Source organism: Corynebacterium sp., from assembly GCF_022712275.1.
Classification (GTDB): domain Bacteria; phylum Actinomycetota; class Actinomycetes; order Mycobacteriales; family Mycobacteriaceae; genus Corynebacterium.
Genome location: NZ_JALAGU010000051.1, coordinates 42,581 through 60,461, shown reverse-complemented (window position 1 = coordinate 60,461; position 17,881 = coordinate 42,581). Strand labels below are relative to the sequence as shown.

At 66.9% G+C, this 17,881-nt stretch carries 16 protein-coding genes and 1 tRNA gene; 7 read left to right on the top strand and 10 right to left on the bottom strand.

The annotated features are described in order from the left end of the window. Nucleotides 1-7 precede the first annotated feature (7 nt). On the bottom strand, nt 8-991 hold the full coding sequence (locus Q0A27_RS12435) for an ABC transporter substrate-binding protein (RefSeq protein ID WP_291475940.1): 984 nt from the start codon (nt 989-991) through the stop codon (nt 8-10). Between the two features lie 183 nt (nt 992-1,174). Here Q0A27_RS12435 and Q0A27_RS12430 point away from each other — a divergent pair, with 183 nt between their 5' ends. The 3 genes from Q0A27_RS12430 to Q0A27_RS12420 are packed head-to-tail and all read left to right on the top strand — an operon-like array spanning nt 1,175 to nt 4,566. Further along, nucleotides 1,175-2,794, top strand: coding sequence for a circularly permuted type 2 ATP-grasp protein (locus tag Q0A27_RS12430; protein WP_291475938.1), 1,620 nt, complete (start codon nt 1,175-1,177; stop codon nt 2,792-2,794). Next, on the top strand, nt 2,788-3,699 hold the full coding sequence (locus Q0A27_RS12425; RefSeq protein WP_291475936.1) for an alpha-E domain-containing protein: 912 nt from the start codon (nt 2,788-2,790) through the stop codon (nt 3,697-3,699). Before Q0A27_RS12430 ends, Q0A27_RS12425 begins: the two co-directional genes overlap by 7 nt. A gap of 15 nt (nt 3,700-3,714) precedes the next feature. Continuing rightward, nucleotides 3,715-4,566: a transglutaminase family protein gene (locus Q0A27_RS12420; protein ID WP_291475934.1), complete on the top strand. Its 852-nt coding sequence runs from the start codon at nt 3,715-3,717 to the stop codon at nt 4,564-4,566. Nucleotides 4,567-4,622: 56 nt separating this feature from the next. On the opposite strand, the gene Q0A27_RS12415 is transcribed toward Q0A27_RS12420, so the two are convergent. From Q0A27_RS12415 to Q0A27_RS12405, 3 genes are all read right to left on the bottom strand, one after another. Beyond that, a tRNA-Pro gene (locus Q0A27_RS12415) sits at nt 4,623-4,696 on the bottom strand. A gap of 64 nt (nt 4,697-4,760) precedes the next feature. Further along, nucleotides 4,761-5,261, bottom strand: a complete 501-nt coding sequence (gene rraA, locus Q0A27_RS12410; protein WP_291475931.1) for a ribonuclease E activity regulator RraA — start codon at nt 5,259-5,261, stop codon at nt 4,761-4,763. A gap of 23 nt (nt 5,262-5,284) precedes the next feature. Next, nucleotides 5,285-6,148: an alpha/beta fold hydrolase gene (locus Q0A27_RS12405; RefSeq protein WP_291475929.1), complete on the bottom strand. Its 864-nt coding sequence runs from the start codon at nt 6,146-6,148 to the stop codon at nt 5,285-5,287. A 78-nt stretch (nt 6,149-6,226) separates the two neighbouring features. Here Q0A27_RS12405 and secA2 point away from each other — a divergent pair, with 78 nt between their 5' ends. The 4 genes from secA2 to Q0A27_RS12385 all read left to right on the top strand — a co-directional run bounded on the left by secA2 (nt 6,227) and on the right by Q0A27_RS12385 (nt 10,802). Next, on the top strand, nt 6,227-8,542 hold the full coding sequence (secA2, locus tag Q0A27_RS12400; protein WP_291475927.1) for an accessory Sec system translocase SecA2: 2,316 nt from the start codon (nt 6,227-6,229) through the stop codon (nt 8,540-8,542). A gap of 164 nt (nt 8,543-8,706) precedes the next feature. Next, a complete protein-coding gene (odhI, locus tag Q0A27_RS12395; protein ID WP_014009840.1) occupies nt 8,707-9,141 on the top strand; it encodes an oxoglutarate dehydrogenase inhibitor Odhl in 435 nt (144 codons plus the stop codon). Between the two features lie 120 nt (nt 9,142-9,261). Continuing rightward, nucleotides 9,262-10,026 carry a MerR family transcriptional regulator gene (locus tag Q0A27_RS12390; protein ID WP_291475923.1) on the top strand — a complete coding sequence of 255 codons (765 nt, stop codon included), beginning with the start codon at nt 9,262-9,264 and terminating at the stop codon, nt 10,024-10,026. A 230-nt stretch (nt 10,027-10,256) separates the two neighbouring features. Beyond that, entirely contained in the window at nt 10,257-10,802 is a 546-nt protein-coding gene (locus Q0A27_RS12385) for a MerR family transcriptional regulator (protein ID WP_291475917.1), read from the top strand. Here the strand turns inward: Q0A27_RS12385 and Q0A27_RS12380 are convergent. From Q0A27_RS12380 to gndA, 6 genes are all read right to left on the bottom strand, one after another. Beyond that, a complete protein-coding gene (locus tag Q0A27_RS12380) occupies nt 10,799-11,389 on the bottom strand; it encodes a hypothetical protein (RefSeq protein ID WP_291475915.1) in 591 nt (196 codons plus the stop codon). The genes Q0A27_RS12385 and Q0A27_RS12380 overlap by 4 nt on opposite strands. Beyond that, nucleotides 11,386-12,330, bottom strand: coding sequence for a 3-methyladenine DNA glycosylase (locus Q0A27_RS12375; RefSeq protein ID WP_291475914.1), 945 nt, complete (start codon nt 12,328-12,330; stop codon nt 11,386-11,388). Before Q0A27_RS12375 ends, Q0A27_RS12380 begins: the two co-directional genes overlap by 4 nt. Beyond that, on the bottom strand, nt 12,323-13,381 hold the full coding sequence (locus Q0A27_RS12370; protein WP_291475912.1) for a hemolysin family protein: 1,059 nt from the start codon (nt 13,379-13,381) through the stop codon (nt 12,323-12,325). The genes Q0A27_RS12375 and Q0A27_RS12370 overlap by 8 nt, the downstream gene beginning before the upstream one ends. Beyond that, nucleotides 13,371-14,777 carry a hemolysin family protein gene (locus tag Q0A27_RS12365; RefSeq protein WP_291475910.1) on the bottom strand — a complete coding sequence of 469 codons (1,407 nt, stop codon included), beginning with the start codon at nt 14,775-14,777 and terminating at the stop codon, nt 13,371-13,373. The genes Q0A27_RS12370 and Q0A27_RS12365 overlap by 11 nt, the downstream gene beginning before the upstream one ends. A 6-nt stretch (nt 14,778-14,783) precedes the next feature. After that, the gene (locus Q0A27_RS12360) at nt 14,784-15,944 is read right to left on the bottom strand and encodes a DEAD/DEAH box helicase (protein WP_291475986.1); all 1,161 of its coding nucleotides are present in this window, start codon (nt 15,942-15,944) and stop codon (nt 14,784-14,786) included. A 480-nt stretch (nt 15,945-16,424) separates the two neighbouring features. Then, a complete protein-coding gene (gndA, locus tag Q0A27_RS12355) occupies nt 16,425-17,873 on the bottom strand; it encodes an NADP-dependent phosphogluconate dehydrogenase (protein WP_291475908.1) in 1,449 nt (482 codons plus the stop codon). Nucleotides 17,874-17,881: the final 8 nt, after the last annotated feature.

The following is a 17,881-nucleotide window of genomic DNA, read 5'->3' as shown; positions in this document are numbered from 1 at the left end:
GGACCCGTCACGCCGCCCCGACCTCGGAGAGGATCCGGTCGATCTCATCGAGGGCGTCGATCGCCCAGCCGATGTTGGATGCCGCACCCTGGGAGAATCCGAAGACATTCCCCGCCTTCACCGCGGGGAGTGCCGTGAACACCGAATAGTCCAGTACCGGCACGGTATTCGGCGCGGGATCCCCGTCCACGGTCTCCGGGTAGAGGATCACCATGGCATCATCCAGGTCACCGAGGTTCTCGAAGGACCGCGGATCACCCCACCAGCCGTCGGGGTCCACCGCGTCGGCGAAGGATGCCCCGACCGCACTGAGCAACGTACCGACGGCGGTCTGCCCACCTTCGGCGAACCAGTTGGCGTCCTGCCCGCCACTGACCGAGACGAACGTCGAGTCCGCCAGGATGTCACGGTGCTTCTCCGCGATCTCCGCGGACTTGTCATCGAAGGTCTGCTGCAGTTCGTCGAACTCGTCGGACCGGTTGAGGATGTCCGCGATCTGGGCCTGGGACGTCAGGTCACCGGAGTTGTCCGCCATCGCCATCGGTGCGATCGTCGCCAGCTTGTCCAGCTGGTCCTCCTCCAGGCCCACCCCGGTGGTCACGATGAGGTCAGGGTCGAGCTGACTGACCTTTTCCATACTCAGTGCGTCCCAGTTGCCGATCCGGGTGGCGTCGGCCAGGGCATCCACATAGCGGTCGGGAACAGCGCGGGCGGCTGCGGCATCCGACTCGTAGTAACCCTCGTAGATACCGACCGGGGTCACTCCCAGGTCGACCATCGTCGGAGGGATCTGCCAGTCCACGGCCACGACGCGTTGCGGCTCGGCGGGGACCTCCACGTCACCACGCTCGGTAGACACTGTGCGGGTCTCCACACCGGATCCGGAGCCGCCGTCATCGCCGGAGGAGCAGGCGGTCAGGGCACCGAGGCCCAGGGCGAGGGCGCACAGCGCGCCGGGAAGGGAAGGTCGCGGGGGAAGGCTCAGTCTCATGACGACTGACGTTAGCAATGCCTCACCTATACAGTCATCGCGCTGAGGTGTCATCTCAGTGCACTGGAGTGACATGAGGAGCCGGGCGCCGGGCCTGGTCAGTGTCGTTCGACGGGGGCGGATGTTTCCGGCGCGTTAATTTCTCTGGGTGAACTTCCGGCTCATCGGGGTTATCGTCGGGTCATGACGGATTCTCCTGCCCCGTACCCGGTCCGTGAGGGTACCTTCGACGAACTCATGTCCTCCGACGGTGTGCGGTCGGTCTACCGGAAGCTCCACCAGGTTTTCGAGGACATCCGCCCCGAAGACCTGGGCTCACGGGTCTCGTACCTGAGCTCCCGGTACCTCGACACCGGCGTCACCTTCGACTTCGCGGGACAGGAGGAGCCGTTCCCACTGGACATCGTGCCGCGGCTGATCCAGCGCGCCGAGTTCGAGCGCACCGAGCGCGGCCTCAAACAGCGCGTCCGTGCCCTGGAAGCCTTCCTCGCCGACGTCTACGGTCCCGGTCGCGTCTTCAGCGACGGCGTCATCCCGCGGTCGGTGATCACCACCTCGGAGAACTTCTGCCGAGCCGTCGCCGGATACCAGCCACCCAACGGTGTGCGTATCCACGTCGCCGGCATCGACCTCATCCGTGACGGGGAGGGCGACCTCCGCGTCCTCGAGGACAATGCGCGTATCCCCTCGGGCGTCTCCTACGTCCTCACCAACCGTCAGGCCACCGTCTCCGCCCTGCCGGAGGCGGTGGGCCAGTACAACATCGCCCGCGTCGACGACTATCCCGCCAGGCTGCGCGCGGCCCTGGCCAAGGCAGCCCCACCCGGTGTTCCGGACCCGATGATCGTCGTGCTGACCCCGGGCGTCTACAACTCCGCCTACTTCGAACACTCCATGCTCGCCCAGACCATGGGAGTGCCCCTGGTGGAAGGGCGCGACCTCGTGGTCCGCCACGGTGTGGTCTTCCTGCGCACCACCCGTGGCCTGGAACAGGTCCACGTCATCTACCGTCGCGTCGATGACGAATTCATCGACCCGGTGAAGTTCCGTCCGGACTCCCTGCTCGGGGTCGCCGGTCTGCTCTCCGCCCAGGCCAACGGCACCGTCACCATCGCCAACGCCGTCGGCAACGGTGTCGCCGACGACAAGCTCGTCTACACCTACGTGCCCGACCTCATCCGCTACTACCTCGACGAGGAGCCGCTGATCCCCAACGTGGACACCTGGCGCCTCGAGGAGCCCGAGGCCCGTGAGGAGGTCCTCGACCGGATGGACGAGCTGGTCATCAAGCCGGTCGACGGCTCCGGCGGTAAGGGCATCGTCATGGGGCCGATGTGCTCGAAGGAGGAACTGGCCGAGGCGAAGACGAAGCTGCTGGCCGATCCGCGTGGCTGGATCGCCCAGCCGCTGGTGCAGCTGTCCACCGTACCGACGATGACACCGGACAGGGGCATGCAGCCCCGTCACGTCGACCTGCGGCCCTTCGTCGTCAACGACGGGGAGGAGATGTGGGTCGTGCCCGGCGGCCTGACCCGTGTCGCGCTGCAGGAGGGGCAGATGATCGTGAACTCATCCCAGGGCGGCGGATCCAAGGACACCTGGGTCATCTCCTCGGGCACCACCGGACCGGAGTCCGAGCACGGTCGCGTGATCTCGGCCCCCGACCCGGACGCCCAGTCCCTCGACCGGTTGGAGACCTCCGTGCTCGACGCCCGCGACGACGAGGACGAGGTCCACCAGCAACAGCAACAGCAGCAACAGACCACCACCGGGGACACCGAGAAGGGAACAGGACAGTGCTGAGCCGCATCGCCGAATCCCTGTTCTGGATCGGCCGCTACATCGAGCGCGCCGACGACCAGGCCCGCGTCCTCACCGTCAACCTGGAGCAGTCCACCGAGGCCGACACCTCCTCGCTCGGTGTCGAACTCTGCCGGGCGATGGGTGCCCCGCTGGAACCCGGCGCGGGGTCCCGCGAAGTGTGGTCCCAGCTCGGCACCGACCCGGACTCCCCGCAGTCCATGGTCACCGCGCTGAACAACTGCCGTGACAGTGCCCGCCGCGCCCGTGAGATTCTCACCACCTCTTCCTGGGAGGCGATCAACCGTGCGTGGCGCAAAGTCGGGTCCGGCCGTCTGGACCTGATGCGCCCGCCGCTGGCCTGCCGCGATGTCCACGACCACTGCGCGATGATCATCGGCGCCCTGGTCGGCACCATGCCCCGTGACGAGGCCTGGCACTTCCTCATGGCGGGCCGGTACATCGAGCGACTCGACATGACCGCCCGGATCATCTACGCCACCATCGTCGCTCCGACACTACCGGCGCACCGCCACCTGCTGCTGCAGTCCTGTGGCGCCCAGCAGTCCTTCGTCATGTCCCGGGGCCAGGAGGACACGCTCACCGCCTCGGTGGACTTCCTGCTGCGCGACCGGTTGTGCCCGCGCTCGATCGTCTTCTGCCTCGATGAGGCCCGCGAGAGCCTCTCGGCTCTGGACCCGACGACCCTGCGCTCCGGTTTCGAGGACGACGCCCAGCGTCTGCTCGGCCAGATGAGCGCACGGATCGAGTTCATGCAGCCCAATGAGGCGCTCGAGCAGCTCGGTGAACTGACCCAGCTGATCCAGGAGACCAGCGCCGTGGCCACCCAGGCGCTCAGCCAGCGCTATTTCGAGGGCGCCCTGTCGTCCACGTGGCACGCGAAGTAGGGGAGAAGAAGATCAATGACAACCACACTGCGCATCGTGCACACCACCGGTTACAACTACTCCGACCATGTCTCGGACTCCTTCAACGAGATCCGCATGACACCGCTCTACACGTCCCAGCAGCTCATCCGTGAGCAGTCGGTGACCATCACCCCGAAGCCCTGGTCGTACTCCTTCATCGACTACTGGGGCACCCACGTGACCTCCTTCGAGCTTCACGAACCCCACGACCAGATGATCGTCGGTGTGACGACGACCCTCGACGTGGACGCCGCCCCCTCCACCCGCACCGGACTCACCGTGGACGACATGGCGGAGCACGCGGACGCGCTCAACGAGTTCCTCGGATTCTCGCCGATGGTGGAGCCGTCCGAGGACCTGCTGGCCCGCACCCGGGAGATCGCCGAGAGCAGGGAGTCCGTCGACGAGATCGCACTGGCCGTCGGCACGCTCATCTACGAGGAGATGACCTACGAGTCCGGCTCCAGCGACGTCACCGGAACCGCCGCACAGGCCTGGGAGGCTCGCAAGGGCGTGTGCCAGGACTTCTCCCACATCATGGTCGGGGCACTGCGTTCGGTGGGGATCGCCGCACGCTATGTCTCCGGGTACGTCCTGCCGAAGAAGGACGCCGAGATCGGCGAGACGGTGGACGCCGAGTCCCACGCCTGGGTCCAGTGGTTCAACGACGGCGAGAACAACGGCTGGTTCAGCTATGACCCGACCAACAACGTCGTCCCCGGTGAGCTCCATGTCGTCGTCGGCACGGCCCGCGAGTACGGCGATGTGCCCCCGCTGAAGGGGATGTTCTCCGGGCAGGCGTCCTCTGAACTGTTCGTCACGGTGCGGATGACGCGCCTGGGGTAGGACGCACAAGAATCCCGCTCCGGTGGCCCTGTCGGGCTCCCGGAGCAGGATGGTTGTCGGACTGACAGGATTTGAACCTGCGACCCCCACACCCCCAGTGTGGTGCGCTGCCAAACTGCGCCACAGTCCGTCCTTCCGCGGTGATTACTCACTCGCGAACGGGGCAAAGCTTACATCACCCGGATTCGGTTGCGCTAATCGGCAGGTGACACCGGAGTTTCGGTGACGATCACACCGTCAGCGTCCGCGTAGGCGATGTGGCCGGGCACGAAGTCCACGCCACCGAAGTGGACGACGACGTCCCGCTCACCGGCGCCGTCCTTGGCGGACTTGCGGGGGTTGGTGCCCAGTGCCTTGCAGCCGAACTCCATGCCGCCGACGGCGGCGGAGTCGCGGATCGCGCCGTTGATGATCACCCCGGCCCAGCCGTGTTCGACACCGAACTCGGCGATCATGTCGCCCATCAGCGCGGTGTGGACCGAGGCGTCGCCGTCGACGACCAGCACGCCGCCGGGGTTGTCCTCCTGCAGGGTCTTCTTCACCAGACCATTGTCCTGGAAGCAACGGATGGTGGTGATCGGGCCACAGAAGTCGGTGTGTGCACCGAGGTTGCGGAACTGGGTGTCGCAGCTGCGGGCGTCCGGTCCGATGATGTCGACGAGGTCGGCGGTGGGGATGAAAGTGATGTCAGTCATGTCACACCACCTTAGCGGTCGATTCAACCGTCGATGCCGGTCGCCCAGGTCGCCACCGTCTCGCCGACCCGCTGTGCTGCGCCACGTCGGGTGAGCAGGTGGTCGGCGTCCCGGATACTCACCAGCGACTTCGGCCAGGACGCCGCGGCGAAGATCCGCTCGGCGTCCCCGACCGGCACCGTCCGGTCCTCCGGGGAGTGCAGTACCAGCAGCGGGACGCCGCGCAGGCCCGGCTCGGCGATGTCGGCGCGCACCGCGTCCTCGTCAGAACGCCCGGCGAGGTCGGTGAGGAAGCGTCGACGGAAGGTCATGTCGCGTCCCGCGAGGTGGACGGTCCGCGAATCGTCGTCATCGGTGGCGTCCTCGAAGGCGTCGAGGAGGGAGGCCGCCGCCCGGCCGGGCAGGTACGGCGCGCCTACGGTGCACACCGCCGTCACCGACGGGATCTTCGGGGCAGCCCGCAGGACCGCCGCTCCGCCGAGGGAGTGGCCGACGAGCAGGGACGGTGCAGTGAGTCGCTGCTCCAGCCACCCGGCGACGGAAACCAGGTCATCGACATTCGAGCTGAAGGTCGTGTCCTCGAAGGCCACGCCACCGTTCTCGGGTCCGGAGTCGCCGAGACCGGGGAAGTCGATGCGCAGCGAGGCGATCCCGGCACGGGCCAGGGCCCGGGAGATCCGGAACACGCCCGGCGCTGCCCGGGTACAGGTGAAACAGTGGGCGAGCAGTGCTACCCGGAACCCTGCCTCGCGGAACTCCTCCGGAGACATGGACCGGGCGGCGGCAGGTACGTCGAGTGTGCCGGCGATCGTCGACAGGGAGCCGTCGGCCCGCGGCAGGGATCCGGGCAGGGTGAGATTGACCGAAGTGACGGACGGGGAAGCCATGACCGCAGACTACCGGGCTACGTGGTGAGGGTGATCGGATAGTCTGGAGCGGACTGTATCTTCTTCGAAAGGCGTGTGATGGCCGGATTCGGCTGGTTCTGGAAGGCCATGGGATCGTCGGCGACGGCGAACCAGAAGAAGTCGAAGACGATCGTGGGGGAGGCTCAGAAGGCCTCCGACCGACTCTCCGACGCCTCTGACGCGGAGGTCGTGGAGATCGCCCGCTCGTGTATCGGCTCTGACGAGGCACGCACCATCGTGGACGCCCCATTGCTGCTCGCCGCGGTCCGCGAGGCGGCGTCCCGCACGCTGGGCATGCGTCCCTTCGATGTTCAGCTCCAGGGTGCGCTGCGCATGCTCGTCGGCGATGTCGTGGAGATGGCCACCGGTGAAGGCAAGACTCTCGTCGGTGCGATGACGGCGGTCGGCTACGGCCTGCAGGGTAAGAAGATCCACGTCATCACGGTGAACTCCTTCCTGGCGGGGCGTGACGAGCAGTGGATGGGTCCGCTGCTCGACTTCTTCGGCCTGACCCACGGTGCGATCGCCGAGGAGGCCGGCCCCGACGTCCGTCGTGAGGTCTACTCCTGCGACGTGGTCTTCGGCGCAATCAACGAGATCGGTTTCGATGTGCTGCGCGACCAGCTCATCACCCGTCGTGAGGACGCCGTGCGTACCCCGGCCGACGTCGCCGTGGTCGACGAGGCGGACTCGGTGATGGTCGACGAGGCCCTGGTACCGCTGGTGCTCGCCGGCTCCGAGCCGGGTGCAGGCCCGGCGGCGGCGATCACCGATCTGGTCCGTCGGATGGACGAGGACCGCCACTTCACCGTCTCCGGTGACCGCCGCAATGTCTTCCTCACCGACGTCGGCTCGGCCTTCGTCGAGAGGCGGCTGGGTGTCGACTCCCTCTACGGCGACGACGCCGGGGACCTGCTGTCCCAGGTCAATGTCGCCCTGCATGCCCAGCATCTGCTGGTCCGCGACGTGCACTACCTGGTGCGTGACGGTGCGGTCGCGCTGATCGACAACTCCCGTGGCCGTGTCGCCGAACTCCAGCGGTGGCCGGACGGCCTCCAGGCCGCGGTGGAGGCGAAGGAGGGGCTGACCGTCACCGACGGTGGCCGGATCCTCGACCAGGTGACCATCCAGGCTCTACTGGGTCTCTACCCCCAGAAGTGCGGCATGACGGGTACCGCGGTCGCCGCGAGCGACCAGCTGCGCCAGTTCTACGAACTCTCGGTGAGTGTCATCGACCCGAACGTCCCGACGCAGCGTTTCGACGAGGCCGACCACGTCTACGCCGAGGCCGGCGAACGGGACGCCGCGGTCATCGACCACATCGTGGAGATCCAGCAGACCGGGCAGCCGGTGCTGGTCGGCACCCAGGACGTCGCCCAGTCGGAGTCCATCGCCGATGCGCTGGTGATGAGAGGTGTGGAGTGCAATGTGCTCAACGCCAAGAACCACGAGGCCGAGGCCGTGGTCATCGCGGAAGCGGGACGCCCCGGACGGGTCACCGTGTCGACCCAGATGGCAGGGCGGGGCACGGACATCCGCCTCGGCGGAACCGAGGGACAGCCGGGCCACGAAGAGCATGACCGGGTCGTCGAACTCGGTGGTCTGCACGTTGTGGGGGTGGGGCGGTTCCGCTCCGCGCGCCTCGACAACCAGCTGCGGGGACGCGCCGGACGCCAGGGTGACCCCGGTTCCTCGGTCTTCTTCGTGTCCCTGGAGGACGACATGGTCTCAGTCGGTGGCGCCGGTGAGGAACTCACCGCCCAGCCGGACGAGGACGGTCGGATGGAGCAGAAGAAGGTGCTCCAGTTCGTCGACCACTGTCAGCGCGTCACCGAGGGTCAGATGCTCGACATCCACGCCACGACATGGAAGTACAACAAGCTCATCGCCGACCAGCGCGCGATCGTCAATGAACGACGTGACCGCGTGCTGGACACCGAGGCCGCCTGGGACGACCTGAGCTACCACGACGTGGAGAAGGCGGGTGCGCTGCAGGCCGCCGGTATCGACCATGAGGTGCTGGTCCAGGCCTCCCGGGAGATCATGCTCTACCACCTCGACCACGAATGGAGTGAGCACCTGGCCTACCTCGACGACGTGCGGGAGTCGATTCACCTGCGCGCCATCGCCAGGGAGAGCCCGATCGACGAGTTCCACCGGCTGTCCATTGCGGCGTTCGGCGAACTTGCCGAGCGTGCGGTCACCCTGGCGCGGAAGACCTTCAGTGAGGCGGAGATCACCGCCGACGGCGTGTCGCTGGGCGATCTGGGTCTGCACAAGCCCAGTGCGACCTGGACCTACATGGTCAACGACAACCCGCTGAGCTCCACGGGCGGTTCTGTGATGGGCTCCATCGCCTCGATGTTCCGGTGAGTAACTTCACGGGTGTAATCCGGTAACGTGGCGACACCCGGATTCGGGACGGGTAGTATGATGAAAACGACTCACAGGCAGACCGCCTGATGTGCTTAACGCCTCTCCGCGACCGTGGTGGGGCGACAACGGTCACCAGTACCAGATTCCAGGAGGAACTGAACATGAGCGACAACACCGGTATCCCGGAGGCCTCGGTCGAAACCACCTCGGTCTTCCGCGCTGACCTCCTCAAGGAGATGGAGACCGGTGTGCAGTCCGAGTCCTCACCCGCAGGTGTGGAAGGACTGCCCTCCGGCTCCGCGCTTCTTGTCGTGAAGCGTGGCCCGAATGCGGGCTCCCGTTTCCTGCTCGACCAGGACACCACCACTGCGGGTCGTCACCCCGACAGCGACATCTTCCTCGACGACGTCACTGTCTCCCGTCGTCACGCGGAGTTCCGTCGCAGCGGCGACGACTACGAGGTGGTCGACGTGGGATCGCTCAACGGCACCTATGTCAACCGCGAGCCGAAGAACTCCGCCGTGCTGAGCAACGGTGACGAGATCCAGATCGGTAAGTTCCGCCTGGTCTTCCTCAACGGGGCCAAGGAGGCCTGACCGGCTGGTACGGACCGTGGAGTCCGCATGATGTGACCGTCGGCCCGGACCCCGTCCGGGTCGGCGGACGTGTATCAAGACCTGAATGACCCGAAGTTCCAGCCGGTATCGAGGAGAATCGTGAGTCCGCAGTCCGGAGCAGCCCACCAGTCCGACGACAACACCGCGAAGGAGAACGCTCCCACGCTCGACCGTGGCCAGGGGATCCTCCCCACCTCGTCGATCGGTGACGTTATCAAGAACCTGCAGGCCGATTTCCCGGACGTGAAGGTCTCCAAGATCCGGTTCTTCGAGGCTGAGGGGCTGATCAGTCCCCGCCGCAGCAAGTCGGGTTACCGGCGCTTCTCCCCGGAGGACATCTCCCGGATCCGGTACATCCTCGGCCTGCAGCGTGACGAGTTCCTGCCGCTGAAGGTCATCAAGGAACGTCTCGACGCGATGGACGCGGGCAACGTCACCACCATCAACCCGCACAGTGATTCCGTCGCGGGTGCGGTGACCGCCGAGCAGTTCCGTGCCCCGCGGGTGCGTCGGCTCACCCGGGCCGATGTCTGTGTGCGCTCCGGTGCCGACGACGATTTCCTCGGTGTCCTCGTCAGGATGGAGATGGTGGTCCCGGACGCTGCCGGGTTTTTCTCCACCGACGACGTCGACGTGGTGCAGATCGCGGCGAAGCTGGGGGAGTTCGGTATCGACTCCCGCCACCTGCGCTCGCTGGTCACCATGGCCCGCCGTCAGTCTGACCTGGTCAACCGGGTCACGGAGCCGGTCGCGCACCGCCGTGACGAGAATGCCGCGGAGCGGGCCTCGGAGGTCGGCCGTGAGGTCAGTGCGCTGCTTGTGTCGCTGCACGCCTCGATGGTCAAGGCCAATCTCGCCCGGTAGTCGGCGGGAACTTCTTCACTTCCCTGAACGACAGGCGTGTTGTTACACGCCTGTCGTTGCTCTGCTCTGCTACCATCACCCTCAACGTCAAGTTGAACTTGAGACTTTGACGGTGGATCGAACACATTCCCGCATGAGGGGGTTGACTGTTCCGCCGGTCCGTCTAGTCTTGGGTCAGGTGAATTACAGGCGCGCGGAGGACACGCACGCCGGAGTATGAGGAGACACGCATGGATCAGCAGGACGCTCTGTTCGAGGTCCACCACGACGACCAGGAGTCGGGGTACCGGGTGACCACGGCCTGCCAGGTCGCGGGCATCACCTACCGTCAGCTCGACTACTGGGCGCGCACCAAGCTCGTCCAGCCGACGATCCGCACCGCCAAGGGGTCCGGAAGCCAGCGGCTGTACTCCTTCCGTGACATTCTCGTGCTGAAGATCGTCAAGGGACTGCTGGACACCGGTATCTCCCTGCAGAACATACGCCGCGCTGTCGCGAAGCTCGAGAACTTCGGTATCGATGACCTCGCCGGCCTCACCCTCGTCTCCGACGGCAAGACCGTCTACGCCTGCAGCTCCCCTGAGGAGGTCATCGACCTGCTCAACGGTGGCCAGGGCGTGTTCGGTATCGCAGTGCCGGGTCTGATGAAGGAACTCACCGGCACGATCACCGCTTTCCCTGCCGAGCGTCGGGACGAGGACGGGGAGTCCGTGGAGGACGGTCAGGCCGCGGTGGGCGACGAGCTCGCCGCCCGCCGCCGTCTCCGCAGCTCCTAGTTCTCTTCGCCGTCCTCTGCGCCGCTGTCGCCACCGGTCGACGCGCGACTGAAGTCAGATGCGGCCCGTGCCTGGTCCTCCTGCACCATCGGAGAGGACCCGAAGGCCACCAGCGGCACCGGCAGTCCCTCAGCAGTGGTACCGACGACCGGGGGGTCTTCGGGTGCTCCGGCAAGTCCGGCCGTGAGCTCAGTGCCTGCCGGCAGCCACACCGGTGCCACACCCGGCATCGTCGAGCGGTATTCCTCCACGGCTGTGGCCGTGTCCTTGATCTCGAGTTGCGGCTGGACGCAGTAGTCATGCACCACCGGCCCGGTTGCGGCATAGGCGTCCACCAGCGACCGGGCGGTGTCTTCAGCGGCCGGGTCCGCCCACACCAGCAGGCCGAGATCTCCGGCGAGGCATCCGGACGCCTCACTGTCCTCGTCGTCGCGGGAGAGCGCGAGCCATCCGATGACTACGGCGATGACGACGACCACCGTCACCGGTACCGCCCAGACCCAGGTCGCCATACCCCGTGAGCGGCGTGCGCTGGCGTGCCTCGGGCCATCCTGCGTCCCGGACCGGTCCTCCGGTCGTTCAGTCACTGTCGGTCACCACCTGTCGTCGTCGCGAGATCCGGGTAGGCGGTCTCGATGAGTGCGACCATACGCTGTCTGAGCTGCTGACCGCGGGTGGCGAACCCTTTCTGCCGCCGCGCGTATTCGGCACGTCCCGCCGGGGTCTCCACCTCCACCGGCTCATGACCCCAGTCGCGCAGATCATAGGGGCTCGCCTCCATGTCCGTCGCCCGGACGTCGCAGGCCAGCCGGAAGGTGTCGAGCCACAGGTCACCCGGGACCAGCGGGCCGAGCTTCGTGGCCCACTTGTAGAGGTCCATGGTCGCATGGAGACAGCCCGGCTGCTCCATCTGCCGCTGGTTCTCACGGGTGGGGGTGCGGTCGTTGTGGGGAACGGCCTGCGGGGTGAAGAACCGGAAGGCGTCGAAATGGGTGCAGGTGATCCGGTTGTCCTCCACCACCCGGTCAGTCCCGGCCGCGCCGAGACGCAACGGCTCGGGATGGCGGGGCCGGTCACGGTAGACCATCGCCCATTCGTGCATACCGAAACAGGAGAACCGCGGCGTGCGGGACGCGGTTGCCTGCAGCAACGAGTGGAGGAAGGTCACCGCGCGGCCACGGGCGGTGAAGAAGGCCCCGGTGTCGAGGGTCCAGACTTCGCCCTGCGCCGTGTGGATCAGGTGATGGAACTTCTCCGGACCGGGGAGTACGCTGCGGTCGGCGTCCCCGGGAAGGAGAAGACCGACTCCGGCACCGGGGGTCCATCGGCGCAACTGGCCGGGCTTGGTCGGGTAGTAGGTGAACATGAAATCCCACACCGGGTGCCGCTCACCACGCGACCGACGGGCACGGTGGGCGGCGGTGAGCTCGTCCGCGGTATGGGTGTGGTCGTCCCGGCGGTGCTGCCATTCCCCGGGATCGAGCAACTCCAGACCGGTGGTGTCCGTGCAGGACATCGTGTCAGTCATCATGGGTCCAGTCACGCACGGTACCGACCAGCTCCTCGATGACGTCCTCCAGGGTGACCACACCGACGATCACCCCGTTCTCCGCGACCTGCGCCATGTGCGAGCTCGTCTGGCGCAGCTCCTTCATGGCGACATCGAAGTTCGCCCCGCCCTCGACGGTGATCAGCGGACGCAGATCATTGACGTCGAGCAGCTGCTCCGGGCCGGTCGCCGGGTCGAGGACACTGTCGAGCACGTCCTTGACGTGGACGTAACCCATGTAGGTTCCGGCGTCATCGATGACGGGGAAACGGGAGTAGCCGGTCTCGGAGACGGCATCCTCGATCTGTCCGACGGTGATTCCCTGCGGACCGTAGGACAGGGCGCGCACTCGGTCACGGGGGATGATCACCTCGTGCAGGGTACGCTTCGAGGAGTTCAGGGCATTGGAGAGTCGGTTCGCCTCGGCCGGGGCGATGAGGCCCTCGGACCGGGACTCGGAGATCATCTCCGCCAGCTCGGAGGGCGAGACCGTCGAATCCAGCTCGTCGCGCTGTTCGATACCGAACAGGTGGAGCGTCATCCGGGCGATCCAGTTGAGCATCACCATGATCGGGTGTGCGATCTTGCAGAACAGCATGTGCGGGCCGACCAGGATGGTCGCCACCGATTCCGGTCCTGCCAGGGCGATGTTCTTCGGGACCATCTCACCGAGGATGATGTGCAGGATCGTGACCAGTAGCAGTGCGATGGCGAAACCGAGCGGGTGCAGCAGATCGTCGGGCAGTCCGAGAGCATGGAACGGTGCCTCGATGAGATGGGCGATGGCCGGTTCGCCGACCTTACCCAGCAGCAGCGAGGCGATGGTGATGCCGAACTGGGCGCCGGCGAGCATGATCGTGAGATCCTCGGTCGCCGTGATCACCTGGCGGGCCCGACGGTTGCCGGAGGCGGCCATGTTCTCCAGTCGGTCGCGACGCGAAGAGATCAGGGCGAACTCCACACCCACGAAGTAGGCGTTGACGGCCAGCAGGACGACAGTGAGGACCACTGCCCAGATGTCACCGCTCATTGTCGGCACCTCCTTCGTCCGGCTCGTCCGACCGGGGTGTCAGCGTCACAGGACGCAGCAGGATCTTGTCGACACGGCGGACGTCCATGGACTCCACCCGCGCCTCCCACCGGACCTCCGGACCGTCGGCGAAGGCGTCCATCATCCCACGGTCGTCCGCGGGCAGGGCGACGAGGTCGCCGACGGAGGGGATCCGGCCGAGCGTGGCCATCACCAGACCTCCGAGGGTCTCGTAGGGGCCGTCCGGGGCGGAGTAGCCGCAGATGTCGGTGAGCTCGTCGCAGCGCAGCAGCCCGGACAATTCCCAGCTCCGGCCGACCTGGCGGATCTCCTGCTCCTCCTCGCGGTTGTCGTGCTCGTCCCACACCTCGCCGAGGATCTCCTCGACGACGTCCTCGATGGTCACGATGCCGGCGGTGCCGCCGTACTCGTCGGCGACGAGGATGAGCTGCGAGCCGGCCAGTCGGACCTGGCGGAGTACGGCATCGCCGCCGAGGCTCTCCGGTACCGCGGGTACCGGACGGGCCAGGGTGCCGACCAGCGTGGCGGCACGGGACGTGGCGGGAATGGTCAGGGCGTCCTTCACGTGGACGACCCCGACCGTCTCGTCGAGGTCACCGCGGACCACCGGGAACCGGGAGTGCCCGGACTCGTGGGCCAGCCGGATGAGCACCAGGGCCGAATCATCGACGTCGAGGGTGTCGACCTTCGCCCGGGGTGTCATGAGGTCCTCGGCCGTGACGTCGCCGAAACGTAGCGACCGGTCGAGGATCCGGACCTTGGACTGGTCGAACCCTTCGGAGCCCGAGGAATGGCGCACCAGTGCGCTCAGTTCCTGTGGGGAGCGGGCGGAGGCCAGCTCGTCGGCGGGCTCGATGCCGAACCGGCGGACGATGTGGTTCGCCACCCAGTTCAACGCGCGGATGAAACCGCGGAAGATCTTGTTGAAGTGCCACACCGGGGCGGTGAGAACCCGGGCGGTACCCAGCGGATTGGCGATCGCCATGTTCTTCGGCACGAGCTCACCGAAGACCATCGACAGGATCGTCGCGACCACCAGACTGAGAATCAGGGCGATCGGCATCGACGCGGATTCACTCAGTCCCACCAGTTCGAGCAGGGGGGTGAAGAATTTCGCCAGGATGGGTTCGGCGAGATAGCCGGTGGCCAGCGTCGTCAGCGTGATGCCCAGTTGCATACCCGAGAGCATGAAACTGAGGTTGCTGTGCGCCTTCTGCACCATCTTCGACGCGGCGTCGCCGCGGGTGGCGACGTCATTGTCGATCGTGGAGCGTTCCAGACTGGTGGTCGAGAACTCCACGGCGACGAAGACGCCGGTCCCCGCGGTGAGCAGTACGAAGCCCAGGAGCCCGAGGATGCTGAGCAGGATGTCCATTGTCGCCTACCGGCCCTCTGTCAGCCCCAGCTCGCCGAAGTGCCGGCGGATGCCCTGCGGGTTCCGTGGGGCGTCGAGATTCCACTCGGTCGGGGTGACCCCGGCCTTGCGCATCATTGCGACGGTGTCCTTTTTCTGGTCCTCCAGCGTCAGGGTGAGCACCGTGCCCTTCTCACCGGCACGGGCCGTCCGGCCGGCGCGGTGGACGTAGGCCTTGTGCTCGGCTGGAGGGTCGATGTGGACCACGAGATCCACACCCTTGATGTCGATGCCGCGGGCGGCGATGTCGGTGGCGACGAGGACCGTCGCCGTACCGTCGGTGAACTCGCGGATCGCCCGGGTGCGCGCGCCCTGACCCTTGTCACCGTGAAGGCCGACCGCGGGTGTTCCGTCACGGACAAGCTTCTTGACCTGACGGTCGACGGTGTGCTTGGTACGCATGAACATGATGGTCTTCGTCGACGCACGACCGAGCTCGAGGACCACCTCGTTCCGGAAGGGCTTGTCGGGGACCACACCGAGGTAGTGGTCCATCGAACCGACCTTCGCGGTGACCTCACCGGTGGAATGGGTCACCGGGTCGTTCATGTACTGGTCGATGAGCACCTTGATGTCACCGTCGAGGGTGGCGGAGAAGAACAGGTGCTGGGCATCGGAGGGCATGCGGTCGAGCAGCCGCCGGACCTGGGGCAGGAAACCCATGTCGGCCATCTGGTCGGCCTCGTCGAGCGCGACGATCTCCACCCGGTCGAGGAACAGGGCTTTCTGGCCGATGAGATCCTCGGCACGGCCCGGGGTCGCCACGAGAATGTCGACCGGGCGGGCCAGAGCGGTGAAGTTGCGCTTGATGTTCACGCCTCCGACGACCTCGATGACGCGCTGTCCGACAGCCTCGGCGAGCGGACGCAGCCGGTCGGCGACCTGCTGGGCCAGCTCACGGGTCGGGACGAGGACCGCGGCACGGGGGTGCCCCGGCTTCGAGGAACCGCCGACCAGGCGGCTGATCACCGGCAGACCGAAGGTGAAGGTCTTGCCGGAACCGGTCGGGCCACGGCCCAGCACGTCGCGTCCGGTGAGACCGTCGGGGATGGCGGCGGCCTGGATCGGGAAGGGGTGCACGAGGCCCTGGCGGTTCAGTTCATTGACCACCGGGGTCGGCAGACCCATCCCGGAGAACCGGACCGAGGTATCCACACCGGTCGCGGGACCGGGGGACTCCGGGGCGGGACGCTGCGTCCTCACCTGGGAGACCTCGGGGTTGCGGGTCCGCGGCTGCTGGTTGCTCTTCGGGCGTCCCTGCTGATCACCGTTCCGGCGGTTCTGCCGGCGGCCCTGCTGCTGTCCCTGACGGCCGCGCTGACCGTCCTGCGTGCGCTCGGAATGACCGGCGGCACCGGACGGGCGGCGCTTGCGGTTGTTGCCTTTGCCTTGGCCGTCGCGGATCGGTCGGCCCTGCAGGTCGACCTTCTCCGGTCGTCGGTCGCGGTGGCCGCGTCCGCCGTCCGGGCGGGGACTGCCGGAGCCGTCGGACCCGGCGTTCCCGGATCCGACGGCACGGCTGCCGCGCACGACGCGGCGACGACGCGTCCCGCCGTCCGAGGCCGAGGAGCGGTTCGAGGCCGACTGTCTGTCGGAGGATGAGCCCACTTACGCCTCAACCTCACTACGGTCGCCGGACCACAGGGTGTGGAAGTGGCCGGCGCGGTCTGTGCGCTCGTAGGTGTGCGCACCGAAGAAGTCACGCTGTCCCTGGATCAGGGCGGCGGGCAGACGCTCGGCACGCAGTGAGTCGTAGTAGGACAGGGAGGAGGAGAACACCGGCACCGGCAGGCCCAGTCGGGTCGCGGCGATGACGACGCGGCGCCAGGAGTCCACCAGGCCGGAGACCTCACCCTTGAAGTACGGGTCCAGGAGCAGGGACTGCACCTCCGGGTCGGTGTTGTAGGCGTCCACGATGCGGTTGAGGAACTTCGCGCGGATGATGCAGCCGCCTCGCCAGATGGTGGCGAGGTCGCGGGGGTCGACGCTCCAGCCGTGCTCGGCGGAGCCGGCCTTGATCTCGTCGAAGCCCTGGGCGTAGGCCACGAGCTTGGAGGCGTAGAGGGCGCGGCGGACATCCTCGACGAAATCGTCCTCGGAGACCCCGAGGGCCTCGAGAGTGGACAGTTCGCCGGAGGGCAGGGCACCGGTGGTGGCGGCGCGCTGTTCACGGGCACCGGACAGGGCACGGGCGAAGACGGCCTCGCCGATGCCGGTGGTCGGGATGCCGAGGTCGAGGGCGGCCTTGACCGTCCAGCGGCCGGTACCCTTCTGTCCGGCGGCGTCGACGATGACGTCGATGAGCGGTGCACCGGTGGCCTCGTCGACCTGGGAGAGCACCTCGGCGGTGATCTCGATGAGGTAGGAATCCAGGTCGCCCGCGTTCCAGGTGCGGAAGATGTCGGCGATCTCGGCGGGCTCGATACCGGCGGCGTAGCGCAGCAGGTGGTAGGCCTCGCCGATGACCTGCATGTCGGCGTACTCGATGCCGTTGTGGACCATCTTCACGAAGTGGCCGGCACCGTCGGGACCGATGTGGGTGCAGCACGGGGTCCCGTCGACCTTGGCGGAGATGTCCTCCAGCAGCGGACCGAGTGACTTGTAGGACTCTGCAGGGCCACCGGGCATGATGGCCGGGCCGTTGAGGGCGCCCTCCTCGCCGCCGGAGATACCTGCTCCGACGAAGTGGAGATCGCGGGCAGACATCGCGGCCTCGCGGCGGATGGTGTCCGTGTACAGGGCGTTACCACCGTCGATGATGATGTCCCCAGGCTCCATGGCATCGGCGAGCTGGTCGATCACGGCGTCGGTGGCCTTGCCGGCCTGGACCATGATCAGGGCCCGGCGCGGGCGCTCCAGGGAGGCGACGAACTCCTCGACGGTGGCCGCGGGGACGAAGGACCCCGTGGATCCGAACTCGGCCATGAAGTCGTCGGTCTTGGCGGTGGTGCGGTTGTAGACGGCGACGGTGTGCCCGTGGTTGGCGAAGTTCCGGGCGATATTGGAACCCATCACTGCCAGGCCGACGACACCGATCTGTGCGGAGGAATCTGTCATGGTTGCCT